The sequence below is a fragment of the Marinobacterium sp. MBR-109 genome (assembly GCF_040547565.1).
Taxonomy (GTDB): Bacteria; Pseudomonadota; Gammaproteobacteria; order Pseudomonadales; family Balneatricaceae; genus Marinobacterium.
Window position 1 is genome coordinate 63223 of record NZ_JBEPPZ010000004.1, and the last position, 21872, is coordinate 85094.

Below are 21872 nucleotides of genomic sequence, written 5' to 3' on the forward strand. Positions count from 1 at the left end.
CTTTGCTATGCTCAGAGTATAGTCATGAAGAGTGGATTCGCAGATCATGAAGCCCGAAACCAGTGTTCCAACACGCTACTGGCACCGTCTGGACAACGGCAAGGTGCAATGCGACCTTTGCCCCCGCTTCTGCCAGCTCAATGAGGGGCAGCGCGGACTCTGTTTTGTCCGTGGGCGCGAGCATGATCAGATCAGACTGTTCAGTTACGGTCGTTCCAGCGGATTTTGTATCGACCCCATCGAGAAAAAACCGCTGAACCATTTCCTGCCCGGCACTCCGGTGCTTTCATTTGGAACCGCCGGTTGCAATCTGGCCTGCAAATTCTGTCAGAACTGGGACATCTCACGCTCACGGGAAACCGACCGACTGTGCGATCAGGCCTCACCCTCAGACCTTGCAGCTGCGGCCGCCCAGCACGGCTGTCGCAGCATTGCCTTCACCTACAACGACCCGGTTATTTTTCATGAGTATGCAATTGATATAGCCAAGGCCTGCCATGAACAGGACATTCGCTCAGTCGCCGTCACGGCTGGCTATGTTTGCCCAGAGCCACGGGAGGAGTTCTATGCCGTGATGGATGCCGCCAACCTGGATCTGAAGGCGTTCAGTGAACGCTTTTATGAAAAAATATGTGGTGGCCAGCTACAGCCGGTTTTGGACACACTGGAATACATCTTCCACGAAACAAACACCTGGCTTGAAATCACGACCCTGCTGATTCCGGGCGAGAATGACAGTGATACGGAGCTGGAGGCGCTAAGCCACTGGATACGCACCCACCTTGGGGCTGATGTACCGCTGCATTTCACGGCCTTTCACCCCGACTGGAAGATGCGAGATTATCCGGCAACACCCATCGAAACATTGCGGCGCGCTCGTCAGATCGCACTTGAGCAGGGCCTGCACTTTGTCTATACCGGCAACCTGCCCGACCCCGAAGGCAATACGACCTGGTGTCCGCAATGCGCCAGCGCCGTGATTTGTCGTGATGGCTATCGTATTACCGAATGGAATTTGACGGCGGACGGCTGCTGCACTCAATGTCAGTACCGCATTCCGGGTGTATTCGAGGCCGATCATGGCCACTGGGGCTCACGTCGATTGCCGATCCGGATTGATGCCAAGGCGGTCTGATTCACGTACAAGCAGGCACTCAATGGCCTGCGCATCACGCTCGGTACGCAATTGGGTAAACAGAAGCTCGGCTTCGGGGTAGTGTCGCTTCATCATCTGCAGCCACTGCTTGGTGCGGCCGTGAACATGGCGAGGCTGTATCCGCTGCATGACCAGACGGTGGTATTGCAGCACCAGCCACAGGACTTCAGGCCAGCACCGATCATGTGCTTCGTATCCGGTCAGCCCCTTGATCTGCAACGCCAGGAAAGGATTCGCTATCAGGCCACGACCGATCATCACATCCTCACAGCCACTGACCTCACGGCAGCGCCGGTGATCCTCCAGCGTCCACACTTCACCATTGGCGATCACCGGAATGGATACTGACTCGCGAATGCGGGCGATCCACTCCCAATGCGCCGGGGGGCGATAGCCCTCAACCTTAGTGCGCGCATGTACCACAATCTGACGCGCGCCCGCCGCTTCAAGCGCCTGAGCGTTCTCCAGCGCCAACGATTTATCATAAAAGCCAAGTCGCATTTTTGCGGTTAACGGCACACGCTGATTCAGCGCTCGGCACACGCCGGACGTTATTGAATACACCTCTTCAGGGTCTTTCAGCAGAATGGCGCCGCCACGACTTTTATTAACGGTCTTCGCCGGGCAGCCGAAATTAAGATCGATACCGGGGGCGCCCATCTCAAACGCCTGCACGGCATTTTCACCCAGCGCCGCCGGGTCGTTACCCAACAACTGAACAATCACCGGAGTGCCCGAGGGGGTTACACTCCCCTTACCAAGCTCAGGTGCCAGGCGATGAAACACGGATTGCGGCAACAGCTGGTCGGTCACCCGGATGAATTCGGTGACGCACAGATCAATACCGCCAACACGGGTCAGGATGTCACGCAGGGTATGATCGAGAACGCCCTCCATCGGGGCCAGCAGGATTTTCATCAGGAGCGGTATCAGGCAACAGGCTGCGGGCAGAACACCCGCAGCCGGATGTGTTTAATTACGCAGCGCAGCAAGACCAAGCTGCATGTCGGCCTTGATGTCATCCAGTGACTCCAGCCCAACCGACAGGCGGATAAGGCCTTCACGCACACCGGCCGCCTCACGCTCTTCGACGCTCATGCGCCCATGCGTAGTGGTTGCCGGATGGGTGATGGTCGTTTTGACGTCGCCCAGGTTACCGGTAATCGAAACCATGCGTGTGGCATCGATAAAGCGCCAGGCCTCTTCACGCTCGCCTTCAACCTCGAACGAAAGCACACCGCCGAAAGCCGATTGCTGCTGACAGGCCAGTGCATGCTGCGGGTGCGATGGCAGTCCCGAATAGTAGACCTTGCGAATCCCCGGTTGCTGCTGCAGCCAGGCAGCCATCTCCAGCGCGCTCTCGGAATGTGCACGCATCCGCAGCGGCAGGGTCTCAAGCCCCTTAAGGAATACCCAGGCATTGAACGGGCTCATGCAGGCGCCACCGGTACGGATAAGGCCAAACACTTCTTCCATCTCCTTGTCTCGCCCCACCAGCACACCACCAACACAGCGACCCTGGCCATCCAGATACTTGGTTGCGGAGTGCATGACGATATCGGCACCCAGCAGCAGCGGTCGCTGCAGTGCCGGCGTCAGGAAACAGTTGTCAACGGCCAGCAGTGCATCATTGCGATGGGCGATCTCGGCCACAGCGGCAATGTCCGTCAGCTCTGCCAGCGGATTGGACGGTGTTTCCATGAACAGCAGGCGTGTTGCCGGAGTAATCGCCGCTTCCCAGGCTGATACATCGGTCGGATCAACAAACGTTGTACTGATGCCGGCGCGGCTGATGTATTTGTTGAACAGGGATACGGTCGAGCCGAATACACTGCGCGAGCAGACAACATGATCGCCCTGTTTCAACAGGGCCAGTACCAGGCTCTGGATCGCAGCCATACCTGACGCCGTTGCAACCGCACGCTCCCCCCCTTCCAGCGCGGCAATACGCTCTTCGAACGCCTGCACCGTGGGGTTGGTAAAACGGGAGTAGATATTGCCATCCTCATCACCACCGAAACGGGCGGCCGCCTCACGGGCACTTGAGAACACAAAACTGGAGGTAGTGAAGATCGGATCACCATGCTCGCCCTCAGCGGTACGGTGCTGACCTGCACGCACGGACAGCGTATCCAGTTCGTACCCTTCAGGGCTGAACTGGATACGGGCTTCACGCTCGAATTTAGACTGGCTCATTCCCGACCCTCAATCGATCTTGCTGTGCAGGTCAGCCGACTCATTACTGTCTTCCACCGAAGGGTCAGACGCCGACATGGCACCATCGTTTCGCTTCGCATCCACGCGCGCGAGGTAGTCCTCGTCCACCGTACCGGTGACGTAACGCCCATCAAACACACAGGTATCGAATTCAGTGATCTCAGGATTGAAGCAGGTAACGGATTCCTTCAGGTCATCCAGATCCTGATACAGCATCCAGTCACAGCCAATGTACTCGCCGACTTCATCGGCGGTGCGACCGTGGGCGATCAGTTCACTGGCAGACGGCATATCGATGCCATAGACATTCGGGAAGCGAACTTCAGGTGCAGCCGAGGCAAAATAGACCTTGCGGGCACCGGCATCACGCGCCATCTGTACAATCTGCTTTGAGGTAGTACCACGTACGATGGAGTCATCCACCAGCATCACGACCTTGTCTCGGAATTCGGCCATGATCGGGTTCAGCTTCTGGCGCACGGATTTCTTGCGCAGAGTTTGCCCCGGCATGATAAAGGTACGGCCGATATAGCGGTTCTTGATAAAGCCTTCACGGAACTTGACGCCGAGAGTGTTGGCCATTTCCAGTGCCGCTGTACGGCTGGTGTCAGGAATCGGGATGACAACATCAATGTCATGATCCGGACGTTCGCGCATCACTTTTTCCGCCAGCTTGACGCCCATCTCCATGCGGGAATGGTGAACGGAAACACCGTCAATGATTGAGTCCGGGCGCGCCAGGTAAACAAACTCGAACAGGCACGGGGCGACACGACTTACCTGCGCACACTGGCGCGTGGAAACCTGGCCCTGCGTGTCGATGAAGATCGCTTCACCCGGTGCCAGATCGCGCACCAGCGTGTAGCCGGACGTATCCAGCGCTACGCTTTCGGAAGCGACCATGTACTCTTCACCCTGGCTCGTTACGCGTTTGCCATACACCAGCGGTCGAATGCCACAGGGATCACGAAACGCAACGATGCCGTAGCCGGTAATCATTGCCACCACCGCATAACCACCCTGACAGCGCGCATGCACTTTCTCCACCGCATTGAAGATATCATCGGCGGTGGGCTGCAGCTTGCCGATCTGCTGCAGCTCATGAGCAAAAATGTTCAGCAGAACTTCAGAGTCAGAGGTGGTGTTGATGTGACGCAGATCCGAGCGGAAAATTTCATCAGCCAGCTTGTCAGCATTGGTCAGATTGCCGTTGTGCGCCAGCGCAATCCCGTAGGGAGAGTTGACATAGAACGGCTGCGCTTCGGCTGAACTGTTACTGCCGGCAGTCGGATAGCGCACATGACCAATCCCCATATTGCCGTTGAGCTTTTTCATGTGCCGGGTGCGGAACACCTCGTTCACCAGCCCGTTGTCCTTGCGCAGAAAAAAGCGATCACCTTCACAGGTCACCATGCCGGCCGCGTCCTGACCGCGGTGCTGAAGCACCGTCAGTGCATCAAAAATAGTCTGGTTAACAAACGACTTGGCAACTACGCCGACGATACCGCACATTCAATCCACCTCAGAAGGATGTAGCTTTAGGATGGCGCTGATTTCAAGACTCAGCGACCAATATTCCAGATTACCTGCCCGACGTCACTGGCGACCTCTTTGGTCCAGCCCTCAAGCAGTACAAAATGGGGAATCAGTTGGGACCCCTGCCACCAGCTGTCCTGCACTGCCGGTGTCATGCCCAGCAATGCAACGATCACAACCACGACCAGCCCACCACGCACGGCACCAAACCCCATGCCCAGCACTCGGTCCGATGCTGTAAGCCCCGTTGCCTGCACCAATGCAGTAAACAGGGCGCCAAGCAATGCACCGGCAATCAGCGTGACGATAAACAGAATAGCAAAGGCGGCGGCGAAGCGCAGTGAGGGCGTCTGAACGTAAGCCTCAAGCAGATAGCTCAGTGAACCGGCAAAAAGACGTGCAATCACAAACGCCGTCACCCAGGTCAGCAGAGAGATCGCTTCTCGCACAAAGCCACGCTTGAGGCTCATCAGAGTAGAGATCGCTATGATGGCAAGAATGGTCCAGTCAGCCCAGTTCATCGTCAGTCGCCAGTCCCGAAAACAGCGCGCATTCTATCAGAGCCAGCAGCCCAACCCAATGACCAATTCACTGTGTAGTAAAGCGCACGATCATGCCATCCAGCGCATAATCTGACTTGAGCCGCGCCTGCAATGCCTCCAGACGCGAGCGCTGCAGATCCGGTCCGACAAAAACACGCACCAGATCAGGCCCATGCCGGATGTAGACCTTGTAGCCGGCATCCACCAGCTCACTGCGCAGGGAGCGGGCATTGGCCTCATCCTTGAAGCTGGCCAGTTGCAGCGTCCAGGCCACCGGAACCTGCTGCTCATCCAGCACCGGTGTGTCTTGCTGAGCACTGACCTGTGGCTTCTGCGCATCAATGGCGTCAGCCAGCTCAGGTACCGGCACACTGATCACCGCCGGTTCAGCTGGCGCAGGGAGTTCGGACTCACGTTCGGGTATCGACTCAACCGGCTCAATATCCACTCTGGCAGGAAGCTCGGGCGCCTGGGGAATACGTTCCTGCAGATGGCGCTCACGATAGCCTGAACCATCCAGCAACAGTGGGAACAGTATCAAGGCGGATACAAGCAGTGCAGCCGCACCCACCAGTTGTTTTTTCTGCTGCTCGGTCATGGCTGTTATTCCTGTTCCGCCAGTTCCAGTGCCTGCGCAACTGTAAAGAAGGAGCCGGCCAGCAGCAGTCGATCTGCAGCCGGCATCGACTGCAGTTGGCTGACGGCCGAGGCAACACTGTCAGCCCCCCGAATACGGTCTCGGGCTATGCCGGCTCCAAGCAGTGCCGCCTCCAGTCGTTCACGTCCGGCGCCTCGCGGCACATCCAGTGATACGGGGTGCCAAACATCAATCACCGGAGCCAAAATCTGCACGACCGCCTCTATATCCTTGTCTGCCAACATTCCCAGCACAAGGTGAACCTGTCCGTCACAAGCCCTTTGTGACAGCCAGTGAGCAAGGTAGCTTGCCGCTTCAGGGTTATGCGCCACATCCACGGTGGCACTCACCAGGCCCAGTTGCACGGGCTGCAGGCGGCCTTTCAGGCGAGCCCGTGCCAACCCTTCTCGAATTGATTGTTCAGCGATCGGATAAGGGAAGTGCTGCAGTGCAGCCAGTACCAGCGCTGCATTGGGTAACGGCAGCGCTGGTACTGGCAGCGCATCAAGATGCCTGCCATCGCTCTGCCAGGACCACTGATCGGTCTTGAGCTCATAACTGAAATCAACACCCTGCAGCTGAAGCGGTGTTCCCAGTGTGCGAGCATAATCAAGCAGACTAGCCGGGGGGTGCGGATCACCGCACAAAGCGGGCTTGCCGGCACGGAATATACCCGCCTTCTCGCGTCCGATTGACTCTCGGTCCGGGCCAAGCCAGTCGGTATGGTCCAATGCAATGGTGGTCACCAGCGCAATGTCGGCATCCACGATATTGACCGCATCCAGCCGCCCCCCAAGCCCCACTTCGAGGAGTGCCACATCAACCTGACGCTGACTGAAAATCAGCAATGCGGCCAGTGTACCGTACTCAAAATAGGTTAATGGAGTTGCCTCTCGCGCCTGCTCAATCAACGCAAAGGCTTCGCACAGAGTCGCATCGTCAACCGGCTGCCCAGAGATACAGATACGCTCGTTGTAGCGCAGAAAATGCGGCGAAGTGTAGCTGCCGGTTGTATAACCGGCGCGCCCGAGAATGGCGTCCAGCATGGTGAGCGTTGAGCCCTTGCCGTTGGTGCCTGCAATCACGATCTTGCAGACAGACGCCAGGTCGATTGGCAGGCGCTGTGCAACCTGCTGCAACCGATCAAGCCCAAGCTCAATTTCAGCTGGATGGCAGGCTTCGATACGTGCCAGCCAGCCTGAAAGATCCAGCGGCCGCTCAGCTGTCATCACGGACCGCTTCACTGTCGTCAGCAACACCCTCGTCCTCTTCAGCAACACCACACATGGGGCGCAGCGTCAGTTTGCAGAGGATGGCAGCGAGACGTGTACGCATTTCATTACGGCTGATGATCATGTCGACCTGACCATGCTCCAGCAGAAATTCGCTGCGCTGGAAGCCTTCCGGCAGTTTCTCGCGTACGGTCTGCTCGATGACTCGCGGGCCCGCAAAACCGATCAGTGCATTGGGCTCAGCCACGTTCAGGTCACCCAGCATCGCCAGTGATGCAGAGACACCACCATAGACAGGATCGGTCAGTACCGAAATATACGGAATCCCCGCCTGCTTGAGCTTTTCAAGCGCAGCGCTGGTCTTGGCCATCTGCATCAGGGAGATCAGGGCCTCCTGCATGCGCGCCCCACCCGAAGCCGAGAAGCAGATCAGGGGGATGCCCTCTTCCAGCGCAACATTGGCGGCACGCACAAAACGCTCACCAACCACCGCCCCCATGGAGCCCCCCATGAAACTGAACTCGAACGCAACCGCAACAACCGGCAACCCTTCCAGCGTGCCCCGCATGGCGATCAGGGCATCCTTTTCACCGGTTTCCTTCTGCGCAGCAGACAGGCGGTCCTTGTACTTTTTGGAGTCGCGGAACTTGAGACGATCAACCGGCGTTACATCAGCACCGATCTCTTCACGCGAGCCTTCATCAAGGAACAGCTCAAGGCGACGACGCGCATGCACACGCATATGATGATCGCACTTGGGGCAGACATTGAGATTTTTCTCAAGCTCCGGGCGATAGAGTATGGAGTCACACTTGGGACACTTCTTCCAAAGACCTTCTGGAATATTGGTACGCTTTTTTTCGTTGCGTACCAGCGAAGGTACAATTTTTTCCAGCCAGTTACTCATCTCTCACTATCCTATCGGCGGCCAGCCGGTCCATTCGGCACCCACTGGCGATATGAATTCGTTAAGCCTGCACCCAAGGTGCGACCGAGACTCAGCTCAGGGCTCTGACTGCAGCAGCAAAGGCGCACATTTTCGTTTTGTCCTTGCGCCCGGGAGCCGCTTCAACCCCTCCCGACACATCGACGGCGTAGGGCTGCACCTGAGTGATCGCCGCGGCCACATTGGCGGGGGTCAAGCCACCCGCCAGCGTAATATCACCCGCAAGCGTCCGAGGAATCAGCGCCCAGTCAAACACCTCACCCGTGCCACCCGGCACGCCGGGGCGATAGGCATCAAGCAGCAGCCCTCGCGCAGAGCGGTAGACAGCGGCCGCTGACTCGACATCAAGCCCCGGACGCACTCGCAATGCCTTGATATAGGGGCGACTGAAGCGGCTGCACTGCTGCTCGGTTTCATCACCATGAAACTGGAGCAGATCCAGGCCCGCCAGGTCAATCACCCGCTGAACCTGCTCCTGCGGGGCATCGACAAACAGCCCTACACTGGTAATAAACGGCGGTAGTGTGCTGATGATATCAGCCGCAACGGCAGGATCAACATAACGCGAACTGGGTTCGTAGAATACAAATCCAAGCGCATCCGCCCCTGCCGTCACTGCAGCGACAGCATCTTCACGACAGGTAATACCGCATATCTTGATTCGAGTGGTCATCGCATTCTCGTCTCGGAGGCAGGCGCATAATATTAGCAAAGCCGTGGCAAGGCGTCAGTTTCCTGATGACAGAAAATAGGGGCCCGGGTCCGACGGCGGCAACCTGAATATATCCGGGTAGCGCACATCCACGAAGTACAGACCATCAGGTGGCGCTGTAACTCCACCCTGGCGTCGATCTCTGGCCTGTAATACTTCAAGCGCCCAGTCAGGTGAACGATCTCCGGCACCGACCGCCATCAGCACACCGGCAATATTACGTACCATATGATGCAGGAAAGCGTTCGCACTGACATCAATCACGACCAGCCGCCCACTTTGATACACGCTCAACTTGCGAATTTCGCGTACCGGACTGCGCGCCTGGCATCCAACCGCTCGGTAGGAGGTAAAGTCATGCTCGCCCAGCAGGTGTTCGGCCGCCTCCTGCATACGTTCGGTATTCAGCGTGCGATGCGTCCAGGTGACCCCTCCTGCCAGAATGGCAGGACGTGAGGGCGACGTGTAAATCAGGTAGCGGTAGCGTCGCTCCCGTGCTGAAAAGCGGGCGTGAAAGCACCCGGGCACGGTGGTAGCCCACTTGATCGAGATGTCATCAGGCAGATGGCAATTGGTGCCCAACACCCAGGCGCGTTCATCACGTTCTGCCCAGCTGTCAAAATGAATCACCTGATGGCTGGCATTAACCCCGGCATCGGTACGCCCGGCACAGACAACCTGAACAGGATGGTTGGCAACCACCGACAAGGCCCGCTCTACCTCAGCCTGGATCGTGGGCACCTTGTCATGCGCCTGCAACTGCCAGCCACGGTAGGCGGCTCCTACATACTCAACAGCTAGAGCATAACGAAAAGGGGCGATCGAAATCGCCCCGGAAGAGTTCTGTTTACTCATTGAATGTCTTTGTCAGCTCAGTGAGTCCAGCAGCTTCTGCGCTTCCTGGCGCTGCTCATCTGTACCTTCACTGGTGATCTCATTGAGGATATCGCGTGCACCGTCCTTATCATCCATTTCCATGTAGGCGCGCGCCAGATCCAGCTTGGTTTCAATTTCATCAGTACCGCTGAGCAGATTCATCTTGTCGAGAACATCGACCGCTTCATCACTGCGTTGCTCTTCCAGAGCGATTTCATCGTCGGTACTGTTCAGCAGCTCATCAACTTCGGAATCAAGATCCATCTCCAGGTCATGCGAGATGTTTGCGGTCAGTTCCTCTTCAACCTGCTCACCTGGGCGAACCGGCGCGACCCCGGCAGACAGGTCATCTTCCGGCTCAAAGGACGCCAGCAGGCTGTCCAGATCGTCATCCGCGCTGTCTCCAGCCGGAATGTCAGCCTCATCCTCTTCAGACTCGACAGCAGCCCCCTGCAGCATCGCTTCCAGATCATGATCGATTTCATAATCGTCAGTATCCATTGCGGTCACGGTTTCGTGCAGACTGTTGTCGTTTGCCGGCTCGTCAGTTTCCAGTTCACCGAGCAGCTCATCGTCATCAAGGTCAGAGTCATCTGTGATCGCAACAGCATCATCTGCAAGGCTGAAGCCGTTATCTTCCTTCAGAGCATCTTCCAGCAGTGCTTCGTCATCGCTGACTGCCTGCGCACCATCATCGTCCTTATCCGCTGCACCACTGAGCAGGAAGTCGAGATCATCGGAGTCATCGTCATCCCCCAGCATGCTATCAAGCTCAGAGGGTTCATCTTCCGGCTCCTGTGGCTTGACGCTGAACTCAAGTTCATCATCGGTAGACACGGATTCAGGCTCAGGTTCTGCCTCTTCAGCAGGCTCTTCTGCTGCAGCCAGCGGCGCCAGCTCGGCGACCGGCTCATCTTCCGCTCCGAGATCAAATTCCGTGGCATCAATCCGTACGTCGCTGTCTTCAGCCAGCTGTTCGACACTGTCATCAAGCTGATCGAGATCGGGCTCGTCATCAATATCGAGATCGTTAAGATCCAGATCCATGTCCAGATCAAGGCTTTGCAAATCCTGCTCCAGATCATCGTGGCCGGTATCAGCCTCGTCCGGTGCGAGATTCTGCATCGGCGGACGCGAAAACTCATCACTCTCGCCTGACAGAGGCGCCAGGGGCACCGGCTGATCTGTTTCATCATCGGCGGCCGCAGCGGCCGCAACCGCTGCCGCGCCACCGGCAACAGCGGCTGATGTGGCCGCATCACGCCCACCGGCAGGCGGATCGACATCATCCTCATCACGCAGATTATCCGGCACATTGACCAGCTCGCGCTTTTTGTCCGGCTCAGATGAGCCTCGACGACGCAGCATCAGCCAGAGTCCTGCAAGAATGGCCACAGCACCGGCGCCAATGCCACCCAGCACCGCCGGATTCTGCAGCAGGCCCTTGTCGTTTTGAGACTCGGACTCAGAGGCTGCAGCAGCGGGATCACGGCTTAGTTCGGTCTGCAGTGTAGCCATCTGCTGAGACTGAAGCTCCAGCAGGCGGCTCTGGGCCTCAAGCTGCTCCAGAACGGAGTTGAGCTTGTCGTTAAGGTCGGTATTTTCGCGCTCAAGACGATCAATCTTCTCCTGCGCGATCAAAACATCGTTTTCGAGATTTTCCTGAGCGGCCGAAACAGCTGATGGATCCTGCTGCGGCGCACCCGCCTCTTCGGTGGTGACCGTTTCGCTGCCTGCCTCGGTCTCTTCCTGTGCATCCGCCTCAGACTCTTCCAGAGGGGCTACGATCTTCAGCTGTCCTTCATCAGCGGGAGCTGCTTCGCCCTGCGCCTGCTCGGCCGACTCATCTACCGGCGCCGTGGCTGCACTGTCGTCAGTCGATGCTTCGGATTCATCCTGCCGGCTCACATCCACCGGCGCTCTGGGCTCTTCTGCCTGCTGGCGCGAAGCGCGTCCTTCTCGCCATATCTGAGTTTGACGCGCAACCTCAGCCACCGCTTCACGGTGGGTCAAGCGGGCGGCCTCTTCCGGTGTCGGCAGGTCAAGCACCACGCCAGCGCGCATGGTATTGATATTGCCCGTGGGGAAGGCGGCTGGGTTTTTGCGCAACAGCGCCAGCATCATCTGATGCTCGCTGATATTGCCGGGCTTGCTGCGCGCGGCTATTTCCCACAGGGTGTCATTGACCCCCACATAAACCTGGGTTTCGCTGTCCATGCGAGTACGAATATTGGAGGTCGAGCCTGTCCGACTGCCAGTCACCGGGCGCTGCCGGGGCTCAGCGGGCTGCGCTGCAGCAGGCCGCTGTACCTGTGCAGGCTGCACGGTACGCTGCACGGGCGTCGGATCAAACACGGGAGGATCTAGCAGCAGGGTGTACTCACGCACCATGCGGCCACTGGGCCAGTTCACCTCAACCATAAAGTTCAGGAACGGCTCCTGAATCGGCTCACTGGAGCGCAATCGTATACTGCCGGCTCCATCGGGCGTCAGCAGCACCTGAAACTGGATATCGCGCAGGTAGCGCGTCTGACTGACACCACCTGACAGAGAGTACTCATCCACCGCTGCCATTCTAGGCTGAATCTGCAGCGGAGAGAGATCACGAACCTGCGTCAGTTTGATTTCTGCATCGAGCGGCTCATTCAGGGCTGAGTTGACTTGAATCTCTCCCAGGCCGAGGGCATGTACCTGTGACACCCCCAGAGCTGCAGAGACCGCAAGACTTAAGGCTAGTTTACGCAGCATCGGTTACTCCCTTTGATATCTTGTGCCCGGCTCTCGTCCCTTTCCGAAGAATCAGAGAGTTACGGCTCCATATTCGTTGCAAGTATTATGTATTATGGCGCTGGCGGTCAAGATAACCGCTCACCACCACTTCCTATCCTTGCGCCACCAGCCGCATTGCGGCTCCCAGAGCTGTCAGGGCGCTACCACGCCCAAGGTCATCGCTCATGGCATGCAATGCAAATCCGGCCTCACCTTCAGCATCTGGGCGCAGCCGTGCCACAACCACCTGCTGCTGACCGATTGCATCCTTGATCAGGCCTGGAACCTGCCTGGCATGCTGGTCGTACCGCACCCCGGGCGCCCTGTCCATCAGCTGCTGAACCTCATCCAGATTCAGCGGCTGGCGCGTTTCAGCCTGAATCACCACCATATCGCCATAAAACACCGGCACCTGAACGGCACTGACTTCCAGCTCCAGCCCTTCATCACCCAGCACCTGCGGCAGCTGGATACGCACGGCCGCTTCGATATCGGTGTAACCACTTTCAAGCAGCGTACCAACCTGCGGTATCAGGTTAAAGGCGATCTGTTGGCCGAAATGACCCGACTCGGGATCTCGCCCGTTCAACAGCCGTGCCGTCTCTGAAGCCAGGGCTTCAACACCAGGACGCCCGGCTGAAGAAACCGGGCTCAATAACATGAGATTCGCTTTCAGTATCTGACAGGCCTGATGCAAGGGGGCCAGCGCCAGCGCGGCTGCAATGGTAGCTGAATTCGGGATGCCGATAACACGACCTGGATCAAGCGAAGCCAGCTCATCCCCATTCAGCTCGGGAATGGTCAGAAATACCTGATCCGCCTCGTATCGCTGCGGGTACATATCGACAATCCAACCCGGGGCCTCAAGCAGTGATTGCTTCAGCTCGGAGCCGATCTCAGCCTCACAGACAAAGGTAAGCTGCAGTGATGATGCGTCGAAAGCATCCAGCGACCGGGTTCGATGCGCATGCCCCCTGAACATCAGGCTGCGCCCGGCCTGTTCTTCAGGTTCGAACAGGGTGAGTGTATCGATTTCAAGTGTCGACTCATCCAGCAGTTCAAGCAGTTTTTCACCGGCCAGTGTGGCAGGCCCCAGCAGTGCAATTTTCAACGGCATCTTGGTCAGTTTCTCTCACAGGCCAGCAGAACAGTCAGTGTATCCGTGGCAAATTCACTTCAGTGTATAAGCAAAACAGCCCGGACGTACGCCGGGCTGTTAAAAAGGTCTGATCGAACTGCATTAACGCTCGATCAGGATGCGCAGGATACGGCGCAGCGGCTCGGCAGCGCCCCAGAGCAGCTGGTCGCCCACACTGAACGCGTTGAGGTAGGTTGGCCCCATTTTCATCTTGCGCAGACGGCCAACAGGTATGTTCAGCGTACCGGTCACCTTGGTCGGTGACAGATCACGCATGGTGATTTCACGTTCGTTCGGTACCACGCTGACCCAGTCGTTGGCTTCGGCGATCATCTGCTCGATCTCATCCATCGGCAAATCCTGCTTCAGCTTCACGGTGAACGCCTGGCTGTGGCAGCGCATGGCGCCGATACGGACGCAGGTGCCATCGATCGGAATCGGGCTGTCGGACAGACCCAGGATTTTGTTGGTTTCAACAAACCCCTTCCACTCCTCCTTGCTCTGGCCATCTTCAACGGCCTTGTCGATCCAGGGGATCAGAGAGCCGGCCAGCGGCACACCGAAGTTATCGGTGGCAAAGGCATCGCCGCGCATGGTGTCGACGACCTGACGGTCGATATCCAGAATGGCAGACGCCGGATCAGCCAGCAGCGCTTCGGAGCCTGCATGAATCTGGCCCATCTGGGTGATCAGCTCACGCATGTTCTTGGCACCGGCACCGGAGGCTGCCTGATAGGTCATGGAAGAGATCCACTCAATATGACCGGCCTTGAACAGACCACCAAGCCCCATCAGCATCAGGGAAACAGTGCAGTTGCCGCCAACAAAGTTCTTGATGCCGGCATTGATGCCACGATCGATGACGTCACGGTTGACCGGGTCCAGCACGATCAGGCTGTCATCCACCATGCGCAGGGTGGATGCGGCGTCAATCCAGTAGCCATCCCAGCCGGATTCGCGCAGTTTCTGGAACACTTCAGTCGTGTAGTCACCGCCCTGGCAGGAGACAATGGCGTCCATCTGCTTCAGCTCGTTGATATCACGCGCATCTTTCAATGCCGGGATATCCTTGCCGATGTCAGGACCTGCCGCTCCGGCCTGAGAAGTGGTGAAGAAAACCGGCTCCGCAATATGATTGAAGTCGTTCTCTTCCAGCATGCGCTGCATCAGAACCGAGCCGACCATACCACGCCAGCCTACAAAACCTACACGCTTCATTCGTGCCCCCAAATATAATTAACTTTAAAACGAATCCCGAATACGAAACGCCGGGTAACAGAACAACCTAAGGCAGCTCTGACACCCGGCGGATACGGACAAAATCAGACGTTCAGCGCGGCCACTACCGCATCGCCCATCTCGGTGGTGCTGACCGCGCGCATGCCTTCAGACATGATATCCGGCGTACGCAGATTCTGATCCAGCACCTTGCTCACGGCGGCCTCGATCTGATCGGCCGCTTCGCCCGCATTCAGGGAATAACGTAACATCATAGCGACTGAGAGGATGGTTGCCAACGGATTCGCCTTGCCCTGACCGGCAATATCCGGTGCAGAACCGTGGCAGGGCTCGTACATACCCTTGCCGTTTTCATCCAGTGACGCGGACGGCAGCATGCCGATTGAGCCGGTCAGCATGGCGGCCGCGTCGGACAGAATGTCACCGAACATATTGCCGGTTACGACCACGTCAAACTGCTTCGGCGCGCGCACCAGCTGCATGGCGGCATTGTCGACGTACATGTGGCTCAGTTCCACATCCGGGTACTCGCTTTTCAGCTCTTCCATGATTTCACGCCAGAGCACGGTCACTTCCAGTACGTTGGCCTTGTCGACCGAGCACAGACGCTTGTTGCGCGCACGGGCCGCTTCAAACGCGACACGACCGATGCGACGAATTTCGTTTTCGTCGTACACGTAGGTATTGAAACCTTCGCGGATGCCGCCTTCCTTTTCACGGATGCCACGCGGCTGACCGAAGTAGATGCCACCGGTCAGCTCACGCACGATCAGGATATCCAGACCGGAGACGATATCCGGCTTCAGAGTAGAGGCGTGCGCCAGCTGCGGGTAGAGGATCGCCGGACGCAGGTTGCCGAACAGCTGCAACTGGGAACGGATGCCCAGCAGGCCTTTTTCCGGACGGATGGCGAAGTCGGGGTTGGTATCCCATTTCGGACCACCAACAGCACCCAGCAGAATCGCATCCGCCTGTTTGCAGGCTTCCAGCGTTTCATCCGGCAGCGGCACGCCGGTGGCGTCGATGGCGGCACCACCGACCAGCGCTTCGCTCACATCCAGACCCAGCGCGAAACGATCGTTGACCACATCGAGCACCTTGCGTGCTTCAGTTACGATCTCGGGACCAATGCCGTCACCCGGCAGTACCAGTACTTTCTTGCCCATGTGGGTTTTTCCTCAAAAATTCAGTTCGATTTACTTGATCGCATCAAACAGCCAGGGTGCTTCCTGACGGCGGCGGGCTTCATACGCCTTGATTTCGTCCGCGTTCTGCAAGGTCAGACCAATATCGTCCAGGCCATTAAGCAGACAGTGTCGGCGGAAATTATCGACTTCAAAGGCAAACTCTTCGCCGGACGGCGTCACAACAACCTGGCGCTCAAGATCCACGGTCAGCTGATAGCCTTCGGTGGCTTCCACTTCCTTGAACAGCTGATCCACCTGCGCTTCCGGCAGCACGATCGGCAACAGGCCGTTCTTGAAGCAGTTGTTGTAGAAGATGTCGGCAAAACTCGGCGCTATGATGGCACGAATACCGAAATCATCCAGCGCCCAGGGTGCATGTTCACGACTGGAGCCGCAGCCAAAGTTTTCCCGTGCCAGCAGCACACTGGTGCCCTGATAGCGCGCCTGATTAAGCACAAACTCCGGGTTCAACGGACGACCGGCACAGTCCTGATCCGGCTGACCCTCATCCAGATAGCGCAGCTCATCAAACAGATTGGGACCAAAGCCCGCACGCTTGATCGACTTCAGGAACTGCTTGGGAATGATCATGTCGGTATCGACGTTGGCACGATCCAGCGGCGCAGCAATACCGGTATGTTGGGTAAATTGTCTCATTTCGCTCTCCCGTCTTACTGCATCAGTTCACGTACATCGATGAAATGGCCGGTTACCGCAGCGGCAGCGGCCATGGCCGGGCTCACCAGATGAGTGCGACCACCAAAGCCCTGACGCCCTTCAAAATTACGGTTGGAGGTAGAGGCACAGTGCTCGCCCTGCCCCAGCTTGTCCGGGTTCATCGCCAGACACATGGAGCAGCCCGGCTCGCGCCATTCAAGACCGGCTTCAATAAAGATCTTGTCCAGACCTTCGGCTTCCGCCTGCGCCTTCACCAGACCGGAGCCCGGCACCACCAGCGCCTGCTTGATATTGGCCGCCACCTTGCGACCTTTAACCACCTCAGCCGCGGCACGCAGGTCTTCGATACGGGAGTTGGTGCAGGAGCCGATAAACACGCGATCGAGCTGGATATCGGTAATTTTCTGGTCTGCCTGCAACCCCATGTACTTGAGCGCACGACGGATACCATCAGCCTTGACCGGGTCTGACTCCGCTTCCGGGTTCGGCACCAGTGCACTCACCGGCGCCACCATTTCAGGCGAAGTACCCCAGGTCACCTGCGGCTGAATCTCTTCGGCCTTGATCTCGACAACGGTATCAAACTGGGCATCTTCATCGGACACCAGCTGCTTCCATGCAGCAACAGCGGCATCCCACTGATCCGGCTTGGGCGCATAGGGACGGCCACGGAAGTATTCAATCGTGGTGTCATCGACGGCCACCAGACCCACACGGGCACCGGCTTCGATCGCCATGTTGCAGATGGTCATGCGCCCTTCCATGGAGATGGAACGGATGGCGCTGCCGCCAAATTCAATCGCGTAACCTGTACCACCGGCAGTACCGATCACGCCGATAATATGCAGTACCACATCCTTGGCGGTCACACCGGCACCCAATTCGCCATCCACACGCACCAGCATGTTTTTCATTTTCTTGGCGATCAGGCACTGGGTCGCCAGCACATGTTCAACTTCGGACGTACCAATACCGTGTGCCAGAGCACCAAAAGCGCCGTGGGTAGAGGTATGGGAGTCACCGCAAACCACGGTGGTGCCCGGCAGCGTCATGCCCTGTTCCGGGCCGACCACATGCACGATGCCCTGGCGCTGATCGTTCATCTTGAATTCGGTAATGCCGAATTCATCGCAGTTGGCATCCAGTGTTTTCACCTGGATGCGAGAGACCGGATCGACAATCTGATCAACACCGCCGTCACGCTGGGTCGTGGGCACGTTATGGTCAGGCGTCGCCAGGTTGGCGTCGATGCGCCAGGGCTTGCGGCCGGCCAGACGCAGACCTTCAAACGCCTGCGGCGAAGTCACTTCGTGCAGAATTTGGCGGTCGATATAAATCAACGCGCTGCCATCCTCATTCTGGCGCACAAGATGGGCGTCCCAGAGTTTGTCGTATAAGGTCTTTGCGGCCATGTTATCTCCTCTCATGTTGTCCGGTCTCATGGCGATAGGTGCTCATCCTAGTGCAGCCTTGCGCAACACACAAATTCATATTTTTTATGATTTGCATTCCATAAGGGAATAGATAGACTCAAACACATGCTCATTTCCTCATCACCAGAGGCCCGCATGGATACTGCCGGATTGCATGCCTTCGTTACCGTTGCCGACTGCGGCTCGTTCTCCCTCGCGGCGCAGCAACTGTTTCTGACCCAGTCAGCCGTCAGCAAGCGTATCGCTCTGCTTGAAAGCCAGCTCAATTGCCGACTGTTCGACCGCATCGGTCGACAGGTGATGCTGACTGAAGCCGGGCATGCCCTGCTGTCCCGTGCCCGAGAAATCCTGCTTTCAATCGAGGATGCAGAGCGCATGCTGGGTACCCTGTCCGGCCGCATCGGTGGACGTCTGGCACTGGCGACCAGCCATCACATCAGCCTGCATCGCCTGCCGCCGATCCTGAAAACCTTCGTCGATCGGTTCCCTGACGTTGAGCTGGACCTGCAGTTTGCCGCCTCGGAGGTGGCCTATGAAGGAGTACTCAAAGGTGATCTGGAGCTGGCTCTGATTACACTGGCCCCCCAGCAGGACGACCGTATCTGCGCCCGCACCGTTTGGCATGACAGGCTTCAGTATGTGGTGGCACGCAATCACCCGCTGGCACAGATCGACAGGCCTTCATTGACCGAATTGAACCGCTACCCTGCAATTCTGCCCGGCACCGACACCTTTACCCATCAGCGCGTCAAGCAGCAGCTGGCCCTGCAGGGGCTGGAGCCCAACCTTGGCATGAGCACCGATTACCTCGACACTATCCGCATGATGGTCAGTATTGGCCTTGGCTGGAGCCTGCTGCCGGAAACCATGATCGATGATCAGCTGACCTGCCTGAATACCGGTACCGAGGCGATCGTACGGCCGCTGGGTTACATCCATCATCGCGACCGCACGCTCAGCAACGCCGCCCGCGAATTGGTACAACTGCTTGAATGCGGCGTTTAATAAGCCTGACGCATGGTTTAAGATCAGTATCCCTCCAGCCCCCACGGAGTCGTGACAAGGTGACCGAACAACTTTTGAACATCATGCGCCAGTGGATCGAACAGCTGGAACAGCATAACAGCACCGACGAGCAGGCAGGCTGGGAACACATGCAACAGCTGCTGACAGCCGGCATTTCACAACAGATTCCGCAGGAACATACGGAGCTGCTGCTGAAACTGACGCGCCAGAGTGCCAGCTTCAACCGCTTCGCGGCCGCACTGCTGCAGCATGCACAGCAGGACAGCGTGGACAGTGCCGTTCTGCTCGATCAGTTCAAGCAGCACCTGGACCAGCTCACCAGCGATTGGGTACTGCACAGCTGGCAACTGCCGGAGCAGCTCGGCATTCTGATGGGGCTATTCAGCGTTCAGCAGCCCCCCTGGCAGGACAGCCTTAACCAGTTTGCCCAGCTGCTCGCCACTCTGCTGAGCAACCTGCAGCCGGTAGCACGCCCTGATCTGGTTACACAGCTGAAAGAGTGCCTCTGTTTGCTGGAGCGCTTTGAGCATGCCAGAACAGGTTATATGGCACAGCTGAGCACTATTAATGCGCTTGCCCTGGAACGTATGACCCGGCAGCTTGAGAGTGATGCCGTAACCGATATTGATCAGCTGCATCAACTCTGGATCGAGTCGTACGAGAGCATCTATCAGCAGCACATCGGCAGCCACGACTACTGTGTTGCACTGGGCGAGATCAGCAATGCCGCCATGGCGTTACGCCATGGCTGGCAGCAGCAGCGAGATCGATTCTGCAGCGCCCTGGGGCTGGTCACCGATACCCGCCATGATGAATTGGCCCAACGACATCATCAGCTGCGCCGCCGGGTACGCGGCCTTGAACGTGAGCTTGCCGAGCTGCGCCACTCCCTGCAACCCAAGGCCAGTGACAAGGACCCCAATGCCCAAGATCAGTCTTGATCCGGATCGCGCCCGACAACAAATGGCCGCCCGGCAAAAAACGCTGCGCGACAGCGTCAACAACCTCAGCCAGCTGGACAGCCGACATCAGGGTGCCTGCCGTGACGAGATTTTCAGCACGGATGCGGTGCGCCTGTACCACTATCGCCCCACTGTGACTGCAACAATCAAGACACCGGTACTGATCTGCTATGCACTGGTCAATCGACCCTGGGTACTGGATCTCAGCCCTGAACGCTCGCTGATTCGCCGCTTGCTCGACGAAGGCGTTCCGGTCTACCTCATCGACTGGGGCTACCCCACCCGAAGTGACCGTTTTCTGGAGCTGGAAGACTATCTGGAAGACTATCTGGATCGATGCGTGGACCAAGTCCTGCAGCATGGCCAGTGCGAGCAACTCAATCTGGCGGGCATCTGCCAGGGGGGCGTACTGAGTCTGTGCTACAGCGCCCTGCATCCCGACAAGGTCAGGAACCTGATTACACTGGTGACACCTGTCGACAGCTCTCAACCAAACTTTCGTCTTGGACAGCTTACGGCACATATCGACCTGACACTGGCCGCCACCGCCTACGGCAACTTGCCGGGTCCATTGCTCAACGAGATTTATCAGGCCCTAAAACCGATGCGACTGGGGCTGCAAAAAAGACTGCAGGCGGGAGAGGAGCTGGGGGGCGACCCCGAGCGGGCGCTGAACTACCTGCTGATGGAGCGCTGGCTCAACGACTGCCCGGACCTTGCCAGTGCGGCACTGCAGGAGTTCGTCCAGCTGTTTTTGCGAGATAATGCGTTGATGCAACCGGAGGGGTTCAGACTTGCAGGCAGAACACTCAAACTGCAGGCACTTGAGCTGCCTTTGCTTAACATATTCGGACTGAAGGACCACCTGGTGCCTGCCGAAACATCAACAGCGCTTAAACAGGCAACCGGCAGCCGCGACTACACCGAGCTGGCCATTGCTGCAGGCCATATCGGTACCCTGACCGGGCAGAAGGCGCTCAGTCATGTCCCGACTGCCATAGCCCGATGGCTGCAGCAGCGGGATGCCGCGAAAAAACGCTAGCCTTTTTTGCGCTCGCCGGTATCGGCTTCAGCGGTGGAGGCGGTTTTTTTATCCGTTGGGCCAGCCTCTGTGCCATCAGGGCCGCCCTCTTCACCATTGCGGGGGGCGAACATGTTCCAAACCGCCATATTCTGATCTGCAAAGCGCCCCATCATGGTCAGCGGGTTGGCCGCGCCCATCATGGTCTGCATCTGCTCACGGATGCGGTCCTGATGCTCGAGGAAGGCGGCAATACTCTGTTCAAGGTACTGACTCATCATGCCCTGCATACTGTCGCCATAAAAACGGATCAGCTGCTGCAACACCTGATTGGTCAACAGCGTGCCATGCCCCTCGGCCTCCTGCTCACTGATGATCTGCAACAGGATATTGCGGGTCAGGTCATTGCCGGTCTTGGAATCCTGAACCTGAAATTTTTCGCCACTCAGCACCAGCTGCTTTACATCCTCCAGCGTGACATAGCAGCTGCGCGAGGTGTCATAGAGACGTCGATTGGTATATTTACGCAGAATCCGCACGGCTGATTCTCCTGTTCCACTCTGAC

General features: G+C 57.6%; 20 protein-coding genes. 4 read left to right on the plus strand and 16 right to left on the minus strand.

Features of this window, described 5'->3' with window-relative positions:
- Window positions 1–46: 46 nt before the first annotated feature.
- The gene (gene amrS, locus ABIE60_RS06885) at window positions 47–1135 is read left to right on the plus strand and encodes an AmmeMemoRadiSam system radical SAM enzyme (RefSeq protein ID WP_354468701.1); all 1089 of its coding nucleotides are present in this window, start codon (window positions 47–49) and stop codon (window positions 1133–1135) included.
- Here amrS and ABIE60_RS06890 read toward each other — a convergent pair.
- From ABIE60_RS06890 to leuC, 15 genes are all read right to left on the minus strand, one after another.
- Entirely contained in the window at window positions 1094–2074 is a 981-nt protein-coding gene (locus ABIE60_RS06890) for a tRNA dihydrouridine synthase (protein WP_354468702.1), read from the minus strand. The genes amrS and ABIE60_RS06890 overlap by 42 nt on opposite strands.
- A 54-nt stretch (window positions 2075–2128) precedes the next feature.
- On the minus strand, window positions 2129–3352 hold the full coding sequence (locus ABIE60_RS06895) for an O-succinylhomoserine sulfhydrylase (RefSeq protein ID WP_354468703.1): 1224 nt from the start codon (window positions 3350–3352) through the stop codon (window positions 2129–2131).
- A 9-nt stretch (window positions 3353–3361) separates the two neighbouring features.
- Entirely contained in the window at window positions 3362–4885 is a 1524-nt protein-coding gene (gene purF, locus ABIE60_RS06900; RefSeq protein ID WP_354468704.1) for an amidophosphoribosyltransferase, read from the minus strand.
- Window positions 4886–4935: 50 nt separating this feature from the next.
- A complete protein-coding gene (locus tag ABIE60_RS06905; protein ID WP_354468705.1) occupies window positions 4936–5430 on the minus strand; it encodes a CvpA family protein in 495 nt (164 codons plus the stop codon).
- 67 nt (window positions 5431–5497) lie between these two features.
- Window positions 5498–6049, minus strand: coding sequence for an SPOR domain-containing protein (locus ABIE60_RS06910; RefSeq protein ID WP_354468706.1), 552 nt, complete (start codon window positions 6047–6049; stop codon window positions 5498–5500).
- 5 nt (window positions 6050–6054) lie between these two features.
- On the minus strand, window positions 6055–7317 hold the full coding sequence (gene folC, locus ABIE60_RS06915) for a bifunctional tetrahydrofolate synthase/dihydrofolate synthase (RefSeq protein WP_354468707.1): 1263 nt from the start codon (window positions 7315–7317) through the stop codon (window positions 6055–6057).
- Window positions 7307–8227 (minus strand): acetyl-CoA carboxylase, carboxyltransferase subunit beta, encoded by a 921-nt coding sequence (gene accD, locus ABIE60_RS06920; RefSeq protein ID WP_354468708.1) that lies wholly within the window; start codon window positions 8225–8227, stop codon window positions 7307–7309. Before accD ends, folC begins: the two co-directional genes overlap by 11 nt.
- Window positions 8228–8318: 91 nt before the next feature.
- Complete coding sequence (locus tag ABIE60_RS06925) at window positions 8319–8939, minus strand: phosphoribosylanthranilate isomerase (RefSeq protein ID WP_354468709.1); 621 nt, start codon at window positions 8937–8939, stop codon at window positions 8319–8321.
- A 54-nt stretch (window positions 8940–8993) separates the two neighbouring features.
- Window positions 8994–9833: a tRNA pseudouridine(38-40) synthase TruA gene (gene truA, locus ABIE60_RS06930; RefSeq protein ID WP_354468710.1), complete on the minus strand. Its 840-nt coding sequence runs from the start codon at window positions 9831–9833 to the stop codon at window positions 8994–8996.
- 12 nt (window positions 9834–9845) lie between these two features.
- Entirely contained in the window at window positions 9846–12602 is a 2757-nt protein-coding gene (locus tag ABIE60_RS06935; protein WP_354468711.1) for a FimV/HubP family polar landmark protein, read from the minus strand.
- Between the two features lie 133 nt (window positions 12603–12735).
- Window positions 12736–13740 carry an Asd/ArgC dimerization domain-containing protein gene (locus tag ABIE60_RS06940; protein ID WP_354468712.1) on the minus strand — a complete coding sequence of 335 codons (1005 nt, stop codon included), beginning with the start codon at window positions 13738–13740 and terminating at the stop codon, window positions 12736–12738.
- Between the two features lie 123 nt (window positions 13741–13863).
- Window positions 13864–14979, minus strand: coding sequence for an aspartate-semialdehyde dehydrogenase (asd, locus tag ABIE60_RS06945; RefSeq protein ID WP_354468713.1), 1116 nt, complete (start codon window positions 14977–14979; stop codon window positions 13864–13866).
- Window positions 14980–15083: 104 nt separating this feature from the next.
- Window positions 15084–16166, minus strand: coding sequence for a 3-isopropylmalate dehydrogenase (leuB, locus tag ABIE60_RS06950; protein ID WP_354468714.1), 1083 nt, complete (start codon window positions 16164–16166; stop codon window positions 15084–15086).
- Window positions 16167–16196: 30 nt separating this feature from the next.
- On the minus strand, window positions 16197–16844 hold the full coding sequence (leuD, locus tag ABIE60_RS06955; RefSeq protein WP_354468715.1) for a 3-isopropylmalate dehydratase small subunit: 648 nt from the start codon (window positions 16842–16844) through the stop codon (window positions 16197–16199).
- A 14-nt stretch (window positions 16845–16858) separates the two neighbouring features.
- Window positions 16859–18277 (minus strand): 3-isopropylmalate dehydratase large subunit, encoded by a 1419-nt coding sequence (gene leuC / locus ABIE60_RS06960; protein ID WP_354468716.1) that lies wholly within the window; start codon window positions 18275–18277, stop codon window positions 16859–16861.
- Window positions 18278–18433: 156 nt separating this feature from the next.
- Here leuC and ABIE60_RS06965 point away from each other — a divergent pair, with 156 nt between their 5' ends.
- The 3 genes from ABIE60_RS06965 to ABIE60_RS06975 are packed head-to-tail and all read left to right on the plus strand — an operon-like array spanning window position 18434 to window position 21328.
- Complete coding sequence (locus tag ABIE60_RS06965; protein WP_354468717.1) at window positions 18434–19303, plus strand: LysR family transcriptional regulator; 870 nt, start codon at window positions 18434–18436, stop codon at window positions 19301–19303.
- A gap of 59 nt (window positions 19304–19362) precedes the next feature.
- Window positions 19363–20265, plus strand: coding sequence for a poly(R)-hydroxyalkanoic acid synthase subunit PhaE (locus ABIE60_RS06970; RefSeq protein ID WP_354468718.1), 903 nt, complete (start codon window positions 19363–19365; stop codon window positions 20263–20265).
- On the plus strand, window positions 20246–21328 hold the full coding sequence (locus ABIE60_RS06975) for an alpha/beta fold hydrolase (RefSeq protein WP_354468719.1): 1083 nt from the start codon (window positions 20246–20248) through the stop codon (window positions 21326–21328). Before ABIE60_RS06970 ends, ABIE60_RS06975 begins: the two co-directional genes overlap by 20 nt.
- Here ABIE60_RS06975 and phaR read toward each other — a convergent pair.
- Window positions 21325–21846: a polyhydroxyalkanoate synthesis repressor PhaR gene (gene phaR / locus ABIE60_RS06980; RefSeq protein ID WP_354468720.1), complete on the minus strand. Its 522-nt coding sequence runs from the start codon at window positions 21844–21846 to the stop codon at window positions 21325–21327. The two genes, ABIE60_RS06975 and phaR, sit on opposite strands and share 4 nt — an antisense overlap.
- Window positions 21847–21872: the final 26 nt, after the last annotated feature.

Bases quoted from the DNA above. Each gene is read 5' to 3' on its own strand.
- amrS (WP_354468701.1), top strand. From the start codon at position 47: ATGAAGCCCGAAACCAGTGTTCCAACACGCTACTGGCACCGTCTGGAC.
- ABIE60_RS06890 (WP_354468702.1), bottom strand. From the start codon at position 2,074: ATGAAAATCCTGCTGGCCCCGATGGAGGGCGTTCTCGATCATACCCTG.
- ABIE60_RS06895 (WP_354468703.1), bottom strand. From the start codon at position 3,352: ATGAGCCAGTCTAAATTCGAGCGTGAAGCCCGTATCCAGTTCAGCCCT.
- purF (WP_354468704.1), bottom strand. From the start codon at position 4,885: ATGTGCGGTATCGTCGGCGTAGTTGCCAAGTCGTTTGTTAACCAGACT.
- ABIE60_RS06905 (WP_354468705.1), bottom strand. From the start codon at position 5,430: ATGAACTGGGCTGACTGGACCATTCTTGCCATCATAGCGATCTCTACT.
- ABIE60_RS06910 (WP_354468706.1), bottom strand. From the start codon at position 6,049: ATGACCGAGCAGCAGAAAAAACAACTGGTGGGTGCGGCTGCACTGCTT.
- folC (WP_354468707.1), bottom strand. From the start codon at position 7,317: ATGACAGCTGAGCGGCCGCTGGATCTTTCAGGCTGGCTGGCACGTATC.
- accD (WP_354468708.1), bottom strand. From the start codon at position 8,227: ATGAGTAACTGGCTGGAAAAAATTGTACCTTCGCTGGTACGCAACGAA.
- ABIE60_RS06925 (WP_354468709.1), bottom strand. From the start codon at position 8,939: ATGACCACTCGAATCAAGATATGCGGTATTACCTGTCGTGAAGATGCT.
- truA (WP_354468710.1), bottom strand. From the start codon at position 9,833: ATGAGTAAACAGAACTCTTCCGGGGCGATTTCGATCGCCCCTTTTCGT.
- ABIE60_RS06935 (WP_354468711.1), bottom strand. From the start codon at position 12,602: ATGCTGCGTAAACTAGCCTTAAGTCTTGCGGTCTCTGCAGCTCTGGGG.
- ABIE60_RS06940 (WP_354468712.1), bottom strand. From the start codon at position 13,740: ATGCCGTTGAAAATTGCACTGCTGGGGCCTGCCACACTGGCCGGTGAA.
- asd (WP_354468713.1), bottom strand. From the start codon at position 14,979: ATGAAGCGTGTAGGTTTTGTAGGCTGGCGTGGTATGGTCGGCTCGGTT.
- leuB (WP_354468714.1), bottom strand. From the start codon at position 16,166: ATGGGCAAGAAAGTACTGGTACTGCCGGGTGACGGCATTGGTCCCGAG.
- leuD (WP_354468715.1), bottom strand. From the start codon at position 16,844: ATGAGACAATTTACCCAACATACCGGTATTGCTGCGCCGCTGGATCGT.
- leuC (WP_354468716.1), bottom strand. From the start codon at position 18,277: ATGGCCGCAAAGACCTTATACGACAAACTCTGGGACGCCCATCTTGTG.
- ABIE60_RS06965 (WP_354468717.1), top strand. From the start codon at position 18,434: ATGGATACTGCCGGATTGCATGCCTTCGTTACCGTTGCCGACTGCGGC.
- ABIE60_RS06975 (WP_354468719.1), top strand. From the start codon at position 20,246: ATGCCCAAGATCAGTCTTGATCCGGATCGCGCCCGACAACAAATGGCC.